The sequence below is a fragment of the Brachybacterium sp. P6-10-X1 genome, from assembly GCF_001969445.1.
Classification (GTDB): Bacteria; Actinomycetota; Actinomycetes; order Actinomycetales; family Dermabacteraceae; genus Brachybacterium.
Window position 1 is genome coordinate 949,687 of the sequence record NZ_CP017297.1, and the last position, 18,063, is coordinate 967,749.

Annotated in this window: 15 protein-coding genes; 4 read left to right on the plus strand and 11 right to left on the minus strand. The window is 73.1% G+C overall.

The window, feature by feature from the left end:
- Nucleotides 1-103: 103 nt before the first annotated feature.
- Nucleotides 104-1,018 (minus strand): alpha-E domain-containing protein, encoded by a 915-nt coding sequence (locus BH708_RS04355; protein WP_076806915.1) that lies wholly within the window; start codon nt 1,016-1,018, stop codon nt 104-106.
- Nucleotides 999-2,726, minus strand: coding sequence for a circularly permuted type 2 ATP-grasp protein (locus BH708_RS04360; protein WP_083713269.1), 1,728 nt, complete (start codon nt 2,724-2,726; stop codon nt 999-1,001). Before BH708_RS04360 ends, BH708_RS04355 begins: the two co-directional genes overlap by 20 nt.
- A 62-nt stretch (nt 2,727-2,788) precedes the next feature.
- Between BH708_RS04360 and BH708_RS04365 the strand changes: the two genes are divergently transcribed.
- Both BH708_RS04365 and rpsT read left to right on the plus strand, forming a co-directional pair.
- Complete coding sequence (locus tag BH708_RS04365; RefSeq protein WP_076806917.1) at nt 2,789-3,424, plus strand: type II toxin-antitoxin system PemK/MazF family toxin; 636 nt, start codon at nt 2,789-2,791, stop codon at nt 3,422-3,424.
- Between the two features lie 359 nt (nt 3,425-3,783).
- Nucleotides 3,784-4,050: a 30S ribosomal protein S20 gene (gene rpsT, locus BH708_RS04370; RefSeq protein ID WP_076806919.1), complete on the plus strand. Its 267-nt coding sequence runs from the start codon at nt 3,784-3,786 to the stop codon at nt 4,048-4,050.
- 271 nt (nt 4,051-4,321) lie between these two features.
- Here the strand turns inward: rpsT and holA are convergent, their stop codons facing one another.
- The 8 genes from holA to BH708_RS04410 all read right to left on the minus strand — a co-directional run bounded on the left by holA (nt 4,322) and on the right by BH708_RS04410 (nt 15,369).
- Entirely contained in the window at nt 4,322-5,308 is a 987-nt protein-coding gene (gene holA / locus BH708_RS04375; RefSeq protein WP_076806920.1) for a DNA polymerase III subunit delta, read from the minus strand.
- A gap of 35 nt (nt 5,309-5,343) precedes the next feature.
- Nucleotides 5,344-7,707 carry a ComEC/Rec2 family competence protein gene (locus tag BH708_RS04380; RefSeq protein WP_076806922.1) on the minus strand — a complete coding sequence of 788 codons (2,364 nt, stop codon included), beginning with the start codon at nt 7,705-7,707 and terminating at the stop codon, nt 5,344-5,346.
- Nucleotides 7,704-8,594 carry a helix-hairpin-helix domain-containing protein gene (locus BH708_RS04385; RefSeq protein ID WP_083713270.1) on the minus strand — a complete coding sequence of 297 codons (891 nt, stop codon included), beginning with the start codon at nt 8,592-8,594 and terminating at the stop codon, nt 7,704-7,706. Before BH708_RS04385 ends, BH708_RS04380 begins: the two co-directional genes overlap by 4 nt.
- Nucleotides 8,595-8,733: 139 nt before the next feature.
- The gene (locus BH708_RS04390) at nt 8,734-9,429 is read right to left on the minus strand and encodes a vitamin K epoxide reductase family protein (RefSeq protein WP_076806924.1); all 696 of its coding nucleotides are present in this window, start codon (nt 9,427-9,429) and stop codon (nt 8,734-8,736) included.
- A gap of 49 nt (nt 9,430-9,478) precedes the next feature.
- Nucleotides 9,479-10,474: an NAD(P)-dependent oxidoreductase gene (locus tag BH708_RS04395; RefSeq protein WP_076806926.1), complete on the minus strand. Its 996-nt coding sequence runs from the start codon at nt 10,472-10,474 to the stop codon at nt 9,479-9,481.
- Complete coding sequence (locus BH708_RS04400; protein WP_371330006.1) at nt 10,471-13,119, minus strand: alpha/beta fold hydrolase; 2,649 nt, start codon at nt 13,117-13,119, stop codon at nt 10,471-10,473. Before BH708_RS04400 ends, BH708_RS04395 begins: the two co-directional genes overlap by 4 nt.
- A gap of 56 nt (nt 13,120-13,175) precedes the next feature.
- Entirely contained in the window at nt 13,176-14,207 is a 1,032-nt protein-coding gene (locus BH708_RS04405; protein WP_076806929.1) for a 3-oxoacyl-ACP synthase III, read from the minus strand.
- Between the two features lie 196 nt (nt 14,208-14,403).
- Entirely contained in the window at nt 14,404-15,369 is a 966-nt protein-coding gene (locus BH708_RS04410; RefSeq protein WP_083713272.1) for a sugar phosphate isomerase/epimerase, read from the minus strand.
- Nucleotides 15,370-15,435: 66 nt separating this feature from the next.
- Here BH708_RS04410 and eis point away from each other — a divergent pair, with 66 nt between their 5' ends.
- Nucleotides 15,436-16,656 (plus strand): enhanced intracellular survival protein Eis, encoded by a 1,221-nt coding sequence (gene eis, locus BH708_RS04415; protein WP_076806931.1) that lies wholly within the window; start codon nt 15,436-15,438, stop codon nt 16,654-16,656.
- 97 nt (nt 16,657-16,753) lie between these two features.
- Nucleotides 16,754-17,371, plus strand: coding sequence for a thymidine kinase (locus tag BH708_RS04420; protein WP_076806933.1), 618 nt, complete (start codon nt 16,754-16,756; stop codon nt 17,369-17,371).
- A gap of 97 nt (nt 17,372-17,468) precedes the next feature.
- Here the strand turns inward: BH708_RS04420 and BH708_RS04425 are convergent, their stop codons facing one another.
- Nucleotides 17,469-17,855 (minus strand): hypothetical protein, encoded by a 387-nt coding sequence (locus tag BH708_RS04425; RefSeq protein WP_076806934.1) that lies wholly within the window; start codon nt 17,853-17,855, stop codon nt 17,469-17,471.
- Nucleotides 17,856-18,063 lie beyond the last annotated feature (208 nt).

Below are 18,063 nucleotides of genomic sequence, written 5' to 3' on the forward strand. Positions count from 1 at the left end.
CGGACGTCCTCGCTTCTGCCATACCCGCTCCCGCCATTCCTGCTCCCGCCATGCCTGCTCCCGCCATGCCTGCTCCCGCCATACCCGCTCCCCGACCGGTGAGTCAGTTCGCGGGGTGGAAGTAGGTGCTGCCGAGCGCGCGGGTGATGGCACCGGTCACCCGCTGCAGCTGGTCCATCTCGTCGTCGAAGTCGGCGACGATGTCCTCGAGCGAGCGGAAGCGCAGGCTGGCGGTGGCACGCCCGACGATCCGCCGACCCGGTTCCGCGGTGCCCATCCGGTCGAAGCTGCTGCCGTGGAGCTTCGCGAGGGTGTCGAGCGCCTCGTCGATCTCGAGCAGGCAGTGGGCGGCCGAGCGGGGGAAGATCGAGTCCAGCAGGAGGAACTCGATCGCCTGGGAGGCCCGGACGCGCCCGCGGTAGGAGCGGATGTAGGCCTCGTGGGCGCTGCAGCTGCGCAGCAGCATCACGGTCGCCGCGTCGGAGGAGTCCTCCAGATCATGGGCCTGCAGGATCCGGGCGTTCATGTCCACCCGCTCCAGCAGCTGGCCGATCCGCAGGAACAGCCACGCCTCATCGCGGGTCATCGAGGCGTCGACCAGACCGTTGACCACCGCGCAGCGGTCCTTCGCGAACTGGAAGGCGCCGTGCATGCGGGAGGGCCGCACCCCGCGGGGCATGCCCAGGGAGGTGGTGTTCAGCGATTCCCAGACCTCGGTGGTCAGCACCTCCCGGGCACCGCGGGCGTTCTCGCGGGCGGTCTGCAGCGCGCCGGCCACCGAGGAGGGGTTCTGGCGGTCGGTGACCAGGTGGTCGAGAACCCGCTGGACCGTGAGGTCGCCGTCCGGCGGGTCGGCGACGCCGAAGATCTCGTAGACCCCGGCGCAGGCGACGGGCTCCTCCTGCGCGGCGTCCTCGGTGATCGACTGCAGCGTCACGTCGAGGATGCGGGCGGTCTGGTCGGCGCGCTCGACGTAGCGGCCGATCCAGAACATGGAATCAGCGATCCGGCTGAGCATCAGCGTCCTCCTCCTTCTCGGCGACGGCCGCCGGTGCGCCGCCGGTGCGATCCGGATCATCGAGATCCTCGTCGTCCAGCAGCGGGATCGTCGAGGTCACGGGGTCCGGTTCGCGTCCCGTCCGCTCCGCGCCCTCCTCGGGGAGATCGTCGAACCCGTCGTAGTCCTCGTCCAGAGGGTCCTCGATCCGCTCCTCGCCCGAGGCGGAGGTGGATGCGGAGCTCGCGCTCCGCTGCTGCCCCGAGCCGGCTCCGGGAGCGGCGGCCCGCTCGGTGGCGAGCACCCAGGTGTCCTTGGAGCCACCGCCGCGGGAGGAGTTCACGATCATCTCCCCGCGCGGGAGGGCGACGCGGGTGAGGCCGCCGGGCAGCACCCACACGTCGTCGCCGCTGTTCAGGGCGAAGGGGCGCAGGTCCACATGCCGGTCCTCCGGGCCCTCGTCGACCAGGGTGGGGATGGTCGACAGCTGCACGACGGGCTGAGCGATCCAGCCGCGCGGGTCGGTCAGCAGCCGCTCGCGCAGCGCGTCGAGCTCGTCGCGGCTCGCGGCCGGCCCGATGACGATGCCCTTGCCGCCGGAGCCGTCGACGGGCTTGACCACCAGTTCGTCGAGGCGGTCCAGCACCTCGGTCAGGGACTCGGGCTCCTCCAGGCGCCAGGTGTCGACGTTGGGCAGGATCGGTTCCTGGCGCAGGTAGTACCGGATCAGGTCGGGCACGTAGGTGTAGGTGAGCTTGTCGTCGCCGATGCCGTTGCCGATGGCGTTGGAGACCACGACGTTGCCGGCGAGGATCGCGCGGACCAGCCCGGGCACGCCCAGCACGGAGTCGGAGCGGAACACCTCGGGATCGATGAAGTCGTCATCGGTGCGCTTGTAGATCACGTCCACGCGGCGCAGACCGGCGGTGGTGCGCATGTAGATGCGCTCGCTCCGCTCCACGAGATCGTCGGCCTCCACCAGGTCGACGCCCATGGTGCGCGCCAGCAGGGAGTGCTCGAAGTAGGCGCTGTTGTACCGGCCCGGGGTCAGCACCACCACGGTGGGCTCCTCCCCCGCGGTATCCGGCGCTGCGGCCTGCAGGGCGCTGAGCAGACGACCGGGGTACTCGCCGACGCGCCGCACGGGGCGGGGCGCGAACAGCTCCGGGAAGGTCTGGGCCATGGCGCGTCGGTTCGAGAGCACGTAGCTCACGCCGCTCGGGGTGCGCACGTTGTCCTCGAGCACCCGGAACTCGCCGGAGCCGTCGCGGACCAGGTCGATGCCGGAGATGTGGATGCGCACGCCATTGGGCGGCCGGTAGCCGCGCATGGCGTCGACGACATAGGTCGAGGAGGTGACGAGCTCGGCGGGGATCACGCCGTCGGCGATGGCCCGCTGGTCGGTGTAGAGATCGTCGAGGAAGTGCTCCAGGGCGCGCACCCGCTGCGCCACCCCCCGGGAGACGCGGGCCCATTCGTCCGCGGCGATCACCCGCGGGATCGCGTCGATCGGGAAGGGTCTCTCCTCCCCGGCGTAATCGAAGGTGATCCCCTGGTCGAGGTAGCTGTGGGCGAGGGACTCGGAGCGCGTGCGGAACTCCTCGGGCCCGAGGCCGGCGAGAGCGTCGTGCAGTGCGGCGTAGGTGTCTCGCACCGACCCGTCGGCCGCGAACATCTCGTCACTTCCCGAGCCCGGCTGGACGCGGCGGAACAGGGAGCTGGCTGACATGCCTACCATTCTCACACCGTCCTCCGGTCGCCGTGGGCGCACCTGCCCAGGAAGCGAGCATCATGTCCCTGCCCTCCCGCCTCCTCTCCCTGGTCCGATCCGCTGCCCGCTCCCCCGCCGTGCGCCGCGGGGTCCGGGGCCTGGGGCGCCGCGCGGTCCGTGCCGCGCAGCATTCGCGCGGGGCCGACGGGGGCTCCCGTGCGGCGGGTCCCGCCGTGGACCGGGGCGACGCCGCCGAGGGGGTCGGGGCGCTGCGGGACCGGAGCGGATCCCGGCCCCTCGCGATCTCCTACGCGCCGCGCGAGGACCACCGCCCGGATCCGGGCGAGGTGGTGTGGGCGTGGGTGCCGTTCCAGGAGGACATCACGCGCGGCAAGGACCGACCGGTGCTGGTGCTCGCCCGGGAGCAGGCCTCCGCCGGCGGGTTCGACGGCTCCGGGGAGGTGCTGATCGCCCTGATGCTCACCTCCCGCGACCGGGCCGACGGCGGCGAGGTGATCACCGATGAGCACGGATCGACCTGGGTGGACATCGGCTCCGGTGACTGGGACCGGCAGGGCCGGCCCTCCGAGGTGCGCGCCGATCGTCTGCTGCGCCTGGACCCGGATGCGGTGCGCCGCGAGGGCGGACGCCTGGACGAGCCGCGGTTCGACCGGGTGGCCGCCGCGGTGCGCAGGGCGCGCGGCCGGGCAGGGTGATCCGGCAGCGGGACGCCCGTCATCGGATCGACACCGGGCGCACCTCCCGCGGCCCCGGCGGACACATCCACGGCGAGCCCTCTGACCTGCTCGGACCGGCACGAGACACGCCGCACACCACGCGTGCTCCGCGACGAGGGTCTGGTAAAGTCGTATCTCGTATGTGTGACATACCGTTCGGTGTGCGCATGCCGTGTCCCCGCCGTGTCTCAGGGGGTGACGGTGGTGCGACCCGGGCGCGTACCCGTGGCAGCGACCCGGTACCGACGTCTCCAGGCGAATCCCCACCGCCGTCCCCGTCGGATCCGTCCTCGGCCGTCCCGGATGATCCACCTCAGCAGCACTAGAGAAGAGTCTTCGTGGCAAACATCAAGTCCCAGATCAAGCGGAACACGACCAACGAGAAGGCGCGTCTGCGCAACCGGGCCGTGAAGTCCGAGCTCAAGACGCACATCCGCAAGGTGCGCGCAGCCGTCTCCACCGGTGACGCCGCCGCGGCCGACGAGGCGCTGAAGACCGCGTCCCGCAAGCTCGACAAGGCCGTCTCCAAGGGCGTCATCCACCAGAACCAGGCCGCGAACCGCAAGTCCGGTCTCGCCAAGCTGGTGGCTCGGGCGCACGCCTGAGCGTCCTGCTCGACGGACCGAGGCCCCGCACACCACGACGGTGTGCGGGGCCTCGTCGTATGACGGGCGGTCCGGATCGCAGGCCGGAGGATCGCTCGCGCTGCGGAGCATGCCATGGCCCGGACCGACCTGGCCCGGCCCCGGATGAGCAGGCCTGAGAATCGCATCCACGGGTGCCATGCCAGCAAGCACCCCCTGTGGAGGCCCTGATCGCTGGCGGAGCGCCGGTGGATGCGGCGGTCACCCGAGGGGCAGGACCCGCCGACCCACCTCAGCGGGCTCGGCGGGCGCGGCAGATCTCCATCACCATGCGCTGGACGGACCAGCGCGGATCGCGCCCCGCCCCCTTGACCTCGTGGTCGGCGCGGGCCACTGCCTCCAGCGCGCGAGCCAGGGAGCGGTCGGTCCAGCTCCTGGCCTCCCGGGAGAGGTTGCGCAGCATCCAGTCGGGCATCCCGAGGCTGCGCGGGCCGGACCCGGAGGCGGTGACCTTCGCCAGCGAGCGCATCTTGGAGGCGATCGCGGCGACGATCGGGACCGGATCCGCCCCGGCGAGCTGGGCCTGTGCGAGCAGCTGGAGCGCTTCCTGCTCCTTGCCCGCGATCGCGGCATCGGCCACGGCGAAGGCTGTGGACTCCACGCGACCCGCGGTCACGGCGTGCACGTCCTGGGCGGTGAGTCGCGCGGCCTGCTCCCCCTCGTCCGGGGTGGTGTCCTCGATGAGCTGGCGGCTGATGGCGGCGAGCTCGGCCAGGTCGGTGCCGAAGGCGTCGACCAGGGCGGCCACCGCCTCGGGCTGGATGCGCCGCTCGGCACGGGCGAACTCGGCGGCGACGAAGGCCTGTTTGTCCCCGGCGCGCTTGACGGGACTCGCGTCGACCCGCGGCACTCCTGCCTTCTTCAGAGCATCGAGCAGCTTCTTGCCGCGATTGCCGCCGCGGTGGACCAGCACCAAGGTCACGTCGGCCTCAGGGTTCTTCGCGTACTCCTGGATCTCGAGCACGAGGGCGTCGGGGGCGGACTGGAGATCGGGCACGACCACGAAGCGGGGCTCCCCGAACAGCGAAGGACTGGCGACCTGGGTGAGGGAGCCGGGCCCGGCGGACTCCCCGGAGAGGTCGTGGAAGGCGACCGAGGGGTCCTCCTCCTTCGCCAGCGCCCGCAGACGTCGCACCGCTCGGTCCGCGATCAGCGTCTCGGTGCCGTGGACGAGCACGATCGGTGCGAGGGCGACGCTGTGCCACTCGACATCGCTCACGGGGGCTCCTGACTGCTCGGGGACGAGAGATGATCCTATCGGGCCGGGCCGACGGATCGCGCCGTGGCGGGGTCGGCCGCCTGCAGCACGACCGTGCCGTGAACGTCGGTGCGGATCACGGGCGTGCCCAGACCGGCGAGCAGGCCGAGCGTCTCCTCGGTGGGATGACCGAAGGTGTTCCCCTGGCCGACGGTGATCAGCGCGAGCTCGGGTTCCACGCGCCGGTACAGCTCCTCGTGCTGACGGCGGGAGCCGTGATGGGCGACCTTGACGATGTCCGCGGCGCCGGGGCCGGCCGCCAGCACCTCGGCCTGGGCGGCGGGCTCCAGATCGCCGAGGGCGATCAGACGGGTGCCGTCCGCCCAGGTCGCCGCGAGGGTGACGGAGCAGTCGTTCGCCGCGTCCCCCTCCCCGGCCCCCTCCTCCCGCGCGGTCGCGGACACGGCGTCCGCGGCCGACCCGGGCCACAGCACGGTCAGGGCGATCCCCTCCTCGTGCCAGGAGCGGCCTGTGGTGGCCACCGTCGTCGGGACGCCGGGGACCGCCTCGTCCGCCGCCTCGGGCAGCGGACAGATCCACTGGGCGGCGGGCGTGCGGTTCCCGGTCAGGGTCATCCGGCCGCCGGTGTGGTCGAGGTGCGGGTGGGTCAGGACCAGCAGGTCGATGCTCGCCACGTGCAGCCGGTCCAGGCACCGGTCCAGGGCGGCGGGATCCGGGCCGGTGTCGATCAGCACCGTCGGCGCATGCTGCGGATCCCCGCTCGCGCGCAGCAGCACCGCATCGCCCTGGCCGACGGCGCAGACGGCGAGGGTCCAGTCGGGCACGTCGCCGCTCGGCAGCACCCGAGCGATCCCCGGGGCGAGGGCGGCCACCAGCACCGCGGCGGTCCCCCAGCGCACCAGCGGCACCCTGCGGGCGGCGATCGCGAGGGTCAGTCCCAGCAGCGCGGCGATCGCCAGCAGAGCGCCCGTCGCCCCCTCGGGCACCGGGATCCGCGAGCCCGGCAGGGAGTCCGCGGTGCGTGCGACGAGCAGCACCAGGTGGGCTCCCCCGGCCGCGACGGTGTCCAGCAGCTGCGCCGCCGCGGGCCAGACCGTGCCGATCACGAGGGCCAGCAGGCCGATCACGGTGATGGGGCCGACGAGCGGGGCGACCAGCAGGTTGACCGGGACCGCCCACGCGGAGACCTCGGGGGTGAGCAGGATCAGCAGGGGCGTGCAGGCCAGTTGGGCGACCAGCGGCACCGCGATCACCAGCGTCGCCGTCCTGCCCAACCGTCCGCGGCCGAGCTCGACCAGCACCCCCGCCACCGGCGGCGCGGCCAGCAGGATCGCAGCGGTGGCGAGCGCGGACAGCAGGAACCCGACGGAAGCGGCGGTGACCGGGTCCAGGACGGACCACAGGGCGACGGTCAGGGCGAGCGCCGCGACCGGCGAGGCACGCACCCCGGCGAAGCGGGCGGCCAGCAGCGGGGCAGCCATGGTCGCGGCGCGCTGGACGCTGGGCTCGTCACCGACCAGCCACACGTATCCCGCCATCACCGCGCCGGCGACCACCAGACGGGGGCGACGCCGGACCCCGGCCAGCAGCAGCGGCCCCAGGACGGTGGCGAGCACGAGGGCGATGTTCGCCCCGGAGACGGCGATCAGATGCGAGATCCCCGCGCGTCGCATCATCTCCTCCGTCCCGGCGCCGAGCCCGGCCGTGTCCCCCGTGGTCATCCCGCGGACCAGCGCCGCCTCGTCAGCGGGCAGATGCGCCGTGTCCTGCCGCGCCCGGTCGCGCAGCGCCCGGCGGGCGGCCTGGAGCCGGTCCGCCCCGGGCGAGACCTCGGCCCGGGAGATCGCGGTGGCCTCCAGCACGATGAGGCCCCCGCTGCTGCGCGGGGCGCCGCGCACGTGGATCGTCTCGCCGTCGCGGGTCTGCGCCAGGACGTCGGCATGGTCGCCCTCGGCCCGCACCAGCACCGGCAGCGAGGCGGGGAGCTCGACCCGCTCGCGACCCAGGCGGGCCGGTCCGGCGACGGTGCGCGCCATGGCCTGCATCCCGCTGCGGGCCCAGACGGGCCCGGCCTCGGGCGGGGCGGGATCCTCCCCCGCGATCAGGCTGAGCTCGACGATCAGGCCGTCCTCGGCCGCCTCCTGCAGGCGCTGGTCGGTGCCGCCGTGACGCTCCAGGGCCGGAAGCAGCAGCGCGCCGGCGAGCACCACGATCGCGAGATGCGCGAGGAGCCCGTGGCGGGTCCGCAGCCTGTCGACCAGCAGGAGCGCGGTCAGCACCGCGGCGATCAGCAGTGCGCCGCCGGCGATCGCTGCGGCGGTGCCGGCGGTGACGCCGAGCACCGCGAGAGCCCAGATGCAGGTGGCGGCCGGGAGCAGGCGGAGATCGGCCGCGGTCATACCGTGGCCCGCCCGCGGATCTCCTCGAGCGTGGCGGGGCCGATCCCGGAGACCTCCAGCAGGGCATCGACCGAGGCGAAGGGACCGTTCTTCTCCCGGTGCTCAACGATGCGCTGAGCGATGGCGGGGCCGACCCCCGGCAACGCCTCCAGCTCGGTGGGACCGGCGGTGTTCAGGTCGATCGGCGTGCCCCCGTCCTCCGCACGGTCTTCGCCTCCCGCTCCGACTCCGGCGCCGCTCCCGGCACCCGGGGCGCTCCCCGCAGCGCCGGGGTCCCGTGCAGCGGAGGCCGGCGGCTCCTCCCCTGGTCGGGGCACGTAGATCTGTTCACCGTCGGCCACCGGCCGGGCCAGGTTCACGGCGGAGAGATCGGCGTCCTCGCTCGCTCCGCCCGCGGCGCGCAGGGCGTCGTCCACCCGGGACCCGGCGGGCAGGCGCACGACGCCCGGGCTCGCGACCGCCCCGGAGACGTGCACCACGAGCTCCGCCGGGCTCGAGGGGTCGGCAGCCGCGCTCTCCGGGGCCGCGGTGCTCTGTCCGGAGGCCGGGGGCCCCTGGCCGTCGCCGCTGTCCGAGGCCGCGCTCCCGCCCTCGCTCCCGCTCTTTTCGGCCGTCGTCGTCTCCTCCGCGGAGACCGGCTCCGTGCTCAGCGGGACGGCGGAGCCCGCGCCGGAGAGGTGCATGACGCCCACGGCGATGAGCACGAGCACGGCGATCCCCACCAGCGCCGACGGGGACGGCGCGGGCAGCGCGAGGCGGCGGGGCCGGTCGCCGTCCGTGTGATCGCCGCCGGTGTGGTCGCGGCGGGGTATCAGGGCCTGACCGGTGCGGCGATGCCGTCCGGCCGGGCCGCGTCCCCCGTCGGCGGATCCAGGCTGTGCTCCCATGGCCGCGACCCTAGGAAGGGCGCGGCGCGGGGACCAGCGACGACACCGCGTTGGGGACGGAGCGGCCCTGGGGAGGAAGGATCGCTGCGTCCGCAGCGGTGGCGTCGCGCGGCGAGCGTCGACCGGCGCGCCGGCGCCCTCAGGACAGTCCGGCCACCGCCAGCCACTGCTGCCAGAAGGCGGCGAGGATCGCGATGATCACCACGGCGTACCAGATCAGGCTCAGGACCACCCAGTGGCGCAGCACGCGACCGAGGGGCCCGGGGATGCGCAGGTCGCCGTTCTCGATCAGATGGGCGAGGTTCGCGAAGAACATCGGGGCGGTCACGGCCCAGATCACCATGCACCACGGGCACAGCGCCTCGATCAGGAAGATCGCGGAGATCGCCAGGAAGTGGACGTATCCGAACGCGAAGGTCATCCCTCCCAGGCGGGCCCAGCGGAACCAGGTCGGCGCCTGGGTGTCGCTGAGCATCAGGGAGCCGGCAACCGCCATGATGGCGAAGCCGGCCAGCCCGATCGCCTGGTTCGGGATCCCCAGGGCGGAGGCCTGCCAGGTCATCATCACGTCGCCGCAGGAGATGAAGGGGTTGATGTCGCATCCCAGGGACGCCCCGGGATTCGCGAGCAGGATCTCCTTGTCGAGCTGGAGCGCGAGCGCGGCGATCCAGCCGAGCAGGCCGCCGATCAGCAGCACCGCGCCGGTCAGCCGGGTCGGCGCGCGTCGGGCCGCGGCGCGCTCCGCGGCGAGCTCGGCGTCGATCTCCGCGAGCAGCTCGGCGTCGGTGGGATCGGCGCTGCCGTCGGGTCCGGGGGCGGGGGCGTTCTGGCTCATGGCGGGCGGCATCTTCCGTGCGGCGGTGGCGGGGGGTCGCTACGAGGACTCAGGCGGTGACCGGGTGCTCGCGGAACCAGGCGGCGAGATGCTCGTTGCCCTCGTCCATCGTGACCCGCGGCGTCCACTGCAGGCGCTCGCGGGTGCGGCGCTGGTCGAACCAGTGCGCGGTGGACATCTGCTCGGCCAGGAACTCGGTCATCGGGGGCTCGTCGTGCCCGGGGCGCGCATCCCACACCCGCTCCACGACGCGGCCGGCGAAGCGGGCCACGGATCCGGGGATCCGCAGGCTCGGGCGGGCGACGCCCGCGGCGTCGCACCACCCGTGGAACACGTCCCGCACCGTGCGGGGTTCGCCGTTGGTGATCACGAAGCTCTCGCCGTGCACCGCGTCGATGCGGTCGTGCGCGGCGACGATGGCGTCGGCGGCATTGGTGACGTAGGTGGTGTCGATCAGGGCCATGCCCTCGTCCAGCAGCGGCAGCCGGCCGTTCTTCGCCCGGTCCACGATGCGGCCCACCAGCTGGGTGTCGCCGGGCCCCCACACGATGTGCGGGCGCACGGTGGTCACCGCCAGGCCATCGGTCCCGTCGGCCTCCATGGCCAGCAGCTCGGCGGCGGCCTTGGTGCGGGAGTACGGGCCGCGAGCGCGGGAGGGGTCCGCAGGAGTGGCGTCCAGGCCTTCGATGGCGCGGCCGAGGTGGGCGACCGACGGGGAGGAGACGTTCACCAGCGTCCCGCCGCCGCCCGCACGCAGGGCGTCCAGCACGTTGCGGGTGCCGTCGATGTTGATCGCGCGGTATTCGTGCTCGGGACCGGAGATGGAGACCTTCGCGGCGAGGTGCAGGACGGCGTCGGCCCCGGCGATCGCCCGACGGACGTCCCCGGGCTCGGTCAGCGACCCGAGGACGTCCTCGACGCCGTCGATCCCTGCCGGGCGGCGCTGGAAGGCGCGCACGTGGGCTCCGCGATCTCGCAGGGTCCGCGCGACGGCCCCGCCGAGCATGCCGGAGGCACCGGTGACCAGGATCGTCGGGGCGCTCACAGGGCGTCGGCCCTCTCCCCCCGCAGGGTCTGTCCGGCCCAGCGGGACAGCGCCGCCCGGTCGATCTTGGAGTTGTGGCGGATGTCGGTGGGCAGGCAGCTGGTGGTGAACACGGCGACCGCCTCGGCGCCGGAGCGCTCGCGCACGGCGCGGCGGACGGCCTCCTGCAGGGAGGTGGTGGCGGCCCGGGGCCGCCCCGCCGTGCCGGGCCGGTAGCCGTCCTCGGTCTCCAGGATCACGACGACCTGCTGGGTGCCGCGGGGGCCGACGGCGGCGGCGCCGGCTCGGCGCACCGTCGGCACGGTCTCGGCCGCGTCCTCGACCTGCACCGGGGTGAAGAGCCCGTCGGCCGTGGCCAGGACGTGATCCGCGCGGCCCTCGATCCACAGCCGGCCGTCCTCGTCGAGGTGGCCGACGTCTCCGGTGGCGTGCCAGCCGGGGAAGCGCATGGAGCGGTGGGTGGTGCCCCACAGCATCAGGTAGCGGTCGCGCACGTGCGGGGCGCGCACGAGCACCTCGCCGGTCACGCCATGATCCTGGGAGATCTCGCCGCTGGTGCGCCCCTCGCCGTCCATCGGGGCGACGGCGAGCTCGACCCGGGGCACGGGGCGGCCGACGCACACGCCGGATCCTTCGCCCGCCGCGTCGATCCCCTCGAGGTCGATGGCCGCGACCGCCAGGCATTCGGTCATGCCGTAGGGGGTCAGCGCCCTCGCGCGGGGCATCAGGGCGCGCAGCTCCCGCAGCAGGTGCGCGGGGATCGGCGCGCCCGCGGAGAAGAAGCTCGCCGCGCTCGCGATCGCCGCCCGGCCGTACTCGTCGAGCTGGGGGGCGGTGTCCAGGATGTTGCGCAGCGCCGCAGGGGCGGTGAACACGGCGGGCTCGCCGAGCGCGTCGATCGCCGCGGCCAGGGCCGGTGCGGTCAGCTCACCGGGCCGGGTGATGTCCATGTCGGGCACCACGGACGGCGCGCCGAGCGCCGGCCCCAGCAGTGCGAAGGGGGCGAAGCCGGCGACCAGGCCGCGCTCGGGATCGAGCTGGAGGGTGTCGCCGACGGCGGTGAACATCGCGCTCATCTGCCGATGCGTGTACACGGCGCCCTTGGCCGGGCCGGTGGAGCCGGAGGTGAACAGGATCGCCGCGTCCGCGTCGGGCTCGGGCCAGGGGGCGTCCAGCGGGGCACCGAGCTCACGCATCATCGACCCGGACGTCGCGAGCTGGGCGATCGAGGTCTCGACCCCGAGGGCGACCCGGTCGACGGTGGGCAGCTGCTCGACGCTGATCCGTCGGCCGGGCCAGCCCATCGCCCGGGCGCCGACCAGCGCCTTGGGGATGCCGATCACCCAATCGGGGTGGGAGCCGATCACGGCGCGGGTGAGGCCGGGCACGCCCAGGCCGGCGTCGGCGATCACGGCGACGGCGCCGATGCGCAGGCAGGCGTACAGCACGGCGGTGAGGTCGGCTCCGGGGGAGATCAGGATGCTGACGCGGTCGCCGGGACGGACGCCGTGCCCGAGCAGGCCGGCGGCGATGTCGTCGACGCGGCGGCTGAGCAGCGACCAGGAGATCTCGCGGCGCCGCCCGTCGGCGCCCGCCATCTCGACCACGGCGGGGCGGTGGGCGTGGGCGGGATCGGCGGCCAGGCGGGCGATCGGCTCGCCGAGACGGCGCTCCGGGACCGGCTCGGCGTAGGAGGAGACCGGGCGCCGGACACCGACCGCCCCGTCCTGCGACACATCGTCCTGCCCGGTGTCGGGGCCCAGCCGCGCGGCCAGCCACTCGGCGACGAGACCGGCGACGTCGGCGTCCTCCCAGACCAGGTGCGAGGTCTTCTCGAAGCGGTGCACGTCCGCATGGGGCACGCGATCGATCAGATCGCGCAGGTAGCGGTCGGAGAAGGTGATGTCCTTCGGGCCCCAGGCGAACAGGGTGGGGACCGTCAGCTCCCGGATGCCCTCCGCGACGCGCTCGAGCGTGGGTCGGGAGGGGTGGTCGGGAGCGGCGGGGATTTCCGCGACGAACTGGTCGATGCCCTTGCGGCGCGCACGGGTGCGGTAGGGCGCGAGATAGGCGTCCTGGACCTCCTGCGTCAGCGCAGGCCTGCACAGCGACAGGGTGGTGCGCAGGAAGGTGTCGGTCAGCGAGGTCGAGGCGCTGCGGAACCCCGGGGCGGTGGCCAGCTGCAGGGCCCTCGGCAGCGACTCTCCCAGCTCCTGGTGCAGGCCGGTGTTGGTCAGGATCATCCCGGCCAGGTCATGACGGTTGTCCAGGGCCCATCCGGCGGAGATCAGGCCGCCCCAGTCGTGGCCGACGGTGACCACGGGGCCGCGCAGGGAGAGCGCGTCGGTCAGCAGCGACAGGTCGGTGATCCGGTCCTGGTAGCGGCGCTTCACGCCGGTGCGCTCGGACCAGCCCATCTCCAGCTGGTCGACCGCGACCAGGCGCCAGGGGATGTCCTCCCTCACCAGGGAGCGGAACAGGAAGGAGAAGGTCGGGTTGCCGTGCACGGCCAGCAGCGTGCCGCGCGGGGTGATGCCGCGCTCGGCGAGCCAGGGGCCCGAGTCCAGCAGGTGCCAGCGACGCAGCTCCCCCGCGTGGTCGCGCACCTCGAGGGTGCGGCTGAGACGGGGATCCACGCCGGGCATGCCGGGCACGTCGGCGCTCGCCGCCCGACGGCGGCCGGTCCTGCGGGCACCGGTGTTCACCACTGGACCTCCATCATCGCGGTGTTCAGGCCGGACCCGACCCCCATCAGGAGCACGCGCTCGCCCCGTTGCACGTCGTCCTGGATGTGCGCCAGGGTCATCGGGACCGCCTCAGCGGCGATGTTGCCCCAGTCCGGGAACGTCACCGGGATGCGTTCCATGCCCACCCCGGTGATCTTCGAGAAGTTGCGGGTGTAGACCATCGAGACCTGGTGCGGGACCACGTGCTCGATGCTCTTGAAGTCGTGGCCGGCCTCGTTGGCGCTCTTCCAGGTGTCCAGGATCAGCTCGATCCCGTTCTCCAGCAGACCGGCGGAGTCGGTGCGCATGTCCTGCATGTCGGCCACGCACAGCTCGTGGTGCTGCGTGCCGGCACGGGCCTGGGTGATCGTGAGGCGATGGCCCTCCGGGTGCTCGTCGGCCGGGCCGATGACCGCCGCGGCCGCCCCGGAACCCAGGGTCAGGGAGGCGAACTGGTTGTTGAAGTCGTCCCGGGTGGAGGTCTTGGAGTTCAGCCGGTCGATGGTGCCGCGCTGGACCTCCTCGACGTCCTCGGCACCGACGATCAGGGCGTACTTGATCTGCCCCGCGTCGATCATGCCGGCGGCCATCGTCATGGCGTTGACGAAGCCGAGGCACGCATTGGTGATGTCGAAGTTCATGCAGCTGGGGGGCATCCCGAGCGAGTGATGGATCCCGGTGGAGACGGCCGGCTCGAGGTGCTGACGGGAGACCGAGGCGTTGATCATCAGACCGACCTGGTCGCGCATGATGCCGGCCTTGGCCATGGCGCGCTCGGCGGCGAGCACGACGCCCTGCTTCCAGCCGTTGTCACGGTCCTTCCACCACCGACGCTCGTAGACGCCGGCGACGCGCTGGAGCACTCCCTTGGGCAGACGCAGCCTCTTGCGGGCCGGGGCCAGCATGTCGTCGATCTCGTCGGAGGTGACCGTGACCTGCGGCAGGGTCATCTCGACCGAGAGCAGGGAGGCATTGCGGTGGACGAATCCTGTGTTCCCGTTCCCCATCTGCGTGCGCTACCTCGTTCGTCTCGTGCGATTGCTGGTGGCATGGCCGCGAAGCGGACGCCGCTGAGATGCGTCGCGCACGGTGGCGCGGTCACGACCAGGACGGGTACATGCACCCGCCATTCTCACACCGTCACCTGAGGGCTGTCTGCCCGGGTGGCGGATCCCACGTCGTCCACCGTGCGGGGTCCGGGACTCACGCCCCGCTGTCGCCGCGCTCGTCGTCCTCGAGGTGGTGGCCCAGATGGTGGCGGGCGAAGAGCAGGCACTGGCGCAGGATCGCCTCGCGCTTGTCCGTGTTGTTGCTGGTGCTGACCTCGAGCAGCACGGAGCCCTCCCAGCCGCGGTTGGCCAGGCGGCGCAGCACCTCGGCGCAGGGCTGGTTGCCCTCCCCCGGGGGCAGGTGCTCGTCCTTGGTGGTGCGACCGGAGCCGTCGGCCAGGTGGAGGTGGGTCAGGCGGTCCCCGAGCCGGTCGATCATCTCCAGCGCGTCGTCGCCGGCGGTCGCGGCGTGGGAGAGGTCGACCGTCACGTGCGAGTAGTCCTCGTCCGTGGGGTCGTGATCGGGCAGGTAGTTCAGCAGTTCCCGCACCCCCAGACGCCACGGGTACATGTTCTCCACGGCGATCGCGATGCCGTGCCTGTCCTCGAGCTCGGCCACCCCGGTGACGAAGTCGCGGGCGTAGCTGCCCTGCCAGCGGAACGGTGGGTGCGCCACGACGGTGGGCACCCCGAGCTCCTTGGCGATCTCGACGGTGCGCTCGACCTTCACCCAGGCGTCACGGCCCCACAGGCCCTGCAGGAAGAACAGGGTGGGTGCATGGAGGGAGAGGATCGGCTGGTCATAGCGCTCGGAGTAGGTGCGCAGCAGCTCGGGGTCCTGGCTGTCCTTGGGGTAGGAGACCATCACCTCGATGCCGTCGTAGCCGATCCGGTCGGCCAGGCGGAAGGCCTCCTCCACCCCCGAGGGGAAGACGGACGAGGTCGACAGGCCGACGGGGATGCGACGCTGCGGTGCCTGGTCGCTGCGCGGGTCGCCCGCGGAGAGCCGACGGGTCAGCGCGTCACGGCTGGATCGCTGAGCCCTGTTGGGCCGGGTGAGGGGCTTTCGGGCACCCGAGCGCGGCGTGCTCGTCGCCGGGCGGTCACGGCGTGGGCTCACGGCATCTCCTCAGCGGTAGGACGGGCGCAGTCAGTATGCAACAGCACTCGCCCTAGACTCGGCAGTATGCGCGTGCGTGACCTCACTGCCGATGACTACGTCCCCTACCGGGCCATGACGGCCGACGCCTTCGGCGGCGTGTTCGAGGACACCGGGCCGCGCCCCTTCGACCCCGGCCAGACCGCGATAGGGATCGATTCGCTCGACCTGCCGGGAGGGGTCGAGGGCGTGCTCGCCGCCGGTGCCCGGATCCGCCACGACCACATCACCCTCGGCGGCGGGGTCGTGCGCTGCGGTGGTGTCGGCGGGCTCGCCGTCCACCCGGCCCATCGCGGGGGCGGGGTCTTCCGGGAACTGCTGACGGGGGTGATCGACCGCTGCGCCGCGGAGTCGATGGCGGCCTCGATGCTGTACCCCTCGAATCCGTCGATCTACCGCCGCTTCGGCTACCAGGTGGTCGCCCGGGGCGAGCGCCTGGTCGTTCCGCTGGTCGATCTGCAGCGTCTGCCCCCGGTCGCGGGTCGGCGCCTGGTCCCGGTCACGGAGGTGACCCTGCCGCGACTGCATGCCCTGTACCGGGAGCTGACGGCCGGGGAGAACGCGATGCTGCGGCGCGAGGGGCCGCTGTTCGCGCAGGGCATGCCCGGCGGGGGCTGGTCCGCTCTGCTGCTCGCGGACGAGTCCGGCGCCGACCACGGCTACCTCTCCTGGACCCGGGGCTCCGGCCCGGGCTCCGGGCTCGAGGTGCACGAGATCTTCGGCCGCACCCGCGAGGACCGTCTCGCCCTGCTGCGCTCGCTGGGGTCATGGTCGACGGTGACCGAGGAGGCGACGCTGCGTCTGCGCACGGAGGACCCGGTGCTCGACGCTCTGCCCGGCGGCGGCTCACGCCCGGCGCCGGGCCCGGTGCCGTTGGTGATGATGCGGGTGATCGACACCGCGGCGATGCTCCGGGCGCGGCGCGCGCCGGCCGCGCTGCGCGGCGCGATCCGTCTCGAGGTGGTCGACGACACGGTTCCGTCCGGCACCGGCCGTGCCGCAGGGCGCTGGCTCGTGACCGCGGCCGACGGCGACATCACGGTGACGCACGGGGACGGGGAGGGCGACACGGAGATCCTGGGCACCGTGCGGCTGGACGTCCACGCCGCCTCCCTGCTGCTCGTGGGGGGCCGCACCCTGGCCGATGCCCGTCGGCTGGACCTGGCGGCCCGGGCGGAGCCGTCCGCCGAAGCCTTCCTGGACGCCCTGCTGGCCGGGCCGCGGCCCAGCGTGATGGACGCCTTCTGACCCGTCGGGTCGGGCACCGGGGCCGGCCCCGTACGCTGGGTCGGCACCGATCCCCCGCCCCCGGTCCCCGCCGATCATCGACCCCGGAGCCGTCCCCATGGCCAAGCTGCACTTCAAGTACGGAGCGATGAACTCCGGCAAGTCCGACACCCTGATCAAGACCGCCTACAACTACGACGAGCGGGGCCTGGCCACGCTCACGGTGAAGCCGGCGCTGGACACCAAGGGCGAGGACTGGGTGGTCGCGCGTGGCGGAGCCCGGCGCCGGGTCGACGTCCTGGCCCGCTCCGGCGAGGAGCTGCGCGAGCACGTGCATGCGATCGCCGACGAGCGCGGCCTGCGGCCCCTGCACGCCGTGCTGGTCGACGAGGCGCAGTTCCTCGACCCCGCCCAGATCGATCAGCTGTTCCGCGTCGCCAAGCAGGACGGCATCTCGGTGATCTGCTACGGGCTGCGCACCGACTTCCGCACCGCGACGTTCCCCGGCGCGCTGCGACTGTTCGAGCTGGCCGACAACGTCGAGAAGCTCCCGACGATGTGCCGCTGCGGATCGCAGGCCGAGTTCAACTGCCGCATGGTCGACGGCCGCTTCGTCTTCGAGGGCGATCAGGTCGCGATCGACGAGGCGCAGGCGGGCCCCGTCAGCTATGTGTCGCTGTGCGGACCGTGCTTCATGCAGGAGCAGGAGACGGCCGGCGTGCACGTGCTGGGCTGACTGTGAAGATGGCGTGGTCGGCCGACCGGGAACGACATGGCGCGCCGCGCCCGTCAGCGGCGCACGGCCCGCGATGACATCGTCCGGCGGGCGCTCCTCAGGAGCTGAGCGGGCGGTCCTCCCCGACCTCGCCGTCGCCGCCGGCATCCGCGGAATCCTTCGAGGCCGTGGCGAGGACCTCGGCGTCCTCATCGAGTTCGCCCTCGGCTCCGCCGCCGAGGCGCTCCTTGGCGGAACCGGCCGCCCCGGCCACCCCGCCCTTGACGGAGGAGGCGACCTCGGGTGCCTTCTCCTTGACGGTGCTCGCGGTGTCCTGCGCGACCCGCTCGGCGGTGTCCTTGGCCTGGTGAGCCCGTCGCTGCACCTCGGGATCGTCCGCGACCTGGCGTGCGGTGCGCTCGAGGGACTCGTAGGGGCCCCGACCCGCTCGCGAGCCGACCACGAAGCCGATGGCGAGTCCGGCCAGGAAAATGAACTTCTTCATCGCTGCCTCCAGGGATCGTCGATGTCGTGGACCGCATCGTGTCACAGGAGGGTCACGATGGGGCGAGAGTCCGACCGACCGGTCCTCGCCCCGACAGCGCCACCGTCCGCCTCCTCCGCCGCTATCGGCGCCCCCGTCGGAGCACTCTCCCTGCGTTTCTCCTGCGCGTCTCGTGCCCGTGCCGTGGTCGTCCCACCCCGCGTCGTGC

Bases quoted from the DNA above. Each gene is read 5' to 3' on its own strand.
- BH708_RS04355 (WP_076806915.1), bottom strand. From the start codon at position 1,018: ATGCTCAGCCGGATCGCTGATTCCATGTTCTGGATCGGCCGCTACGTC.
- BH708_RS04360 (WP_083713269.1), bottom strand. From the start codon at position 2,726: ATGTCAGCCAGCTCCCTGTTCCGCCGCGTCCAGCCGGGCTCGGGAAGT.
- BH708_RS04365 (WP_076806917.1), top strand. From the start codon at position 2,789: ATGTCCCTGCCCTCCCGCCTCCTCTCCCTGGTCCGATCCGCTGCCCGC.
- BH708_RS04380 (WP_076806922.1), bottom strand. From the start codon at position 7,707: ATGACCGCGGCCGATCTCCGCCTGCTCCCGGCCGCCACCTGCATCTGG.
- BH708_RS04385 (WP_083713270.1), bottom strand. From the start codon at position 8,594: ATGGGAGCACAGCCTGGATCCGCCGACGGGGGACGCGGCCCGGCCGGA.
- BH708_RS04390 (WP_076806924.1), bottom strand. From the start codon at position 9,429: ATGAGCCAGAACGCCCCCGCCCCCGGACCCGACGGCAGCGCCGATCCC.
- BH708_RS04400 (WP_371330006.1), bottom strand. From the start codon at position 13,119: ATGCCCGGCGTGGATCCCCGTCTCAGCCGCACCCTCGAGGTGCGCGAC.
- BH708_RS04405 (WP_076806929.1), bottom strand. From the start codon at position 14,207: ATGGGGAACGGGAACACAGGATTCGTCCACCGCAATGCCTCCCTGCTC.
- eis (WP_076806931.1), top strand. From the start codon at position 15,436: ATGCGCGTGCGTGACCTCACTGCCGATGACTACGTCCCCTACCGGGCC.
- BH708_RS04420 (WP_076806933.1), top strand. From the start codon at position 16,754: ATGGCCAAGCTGCACTTCAAGTACGGAGCGATGAACTCCGGCAAGTCC.
- BH708_RS04425 (WP_076806934.1), bottom strand. From the start codon at position 17,855: ATGAAGAAGTTCATTTTCCTGGCCGGACTCGCCATCGGCTTCGTGGTC.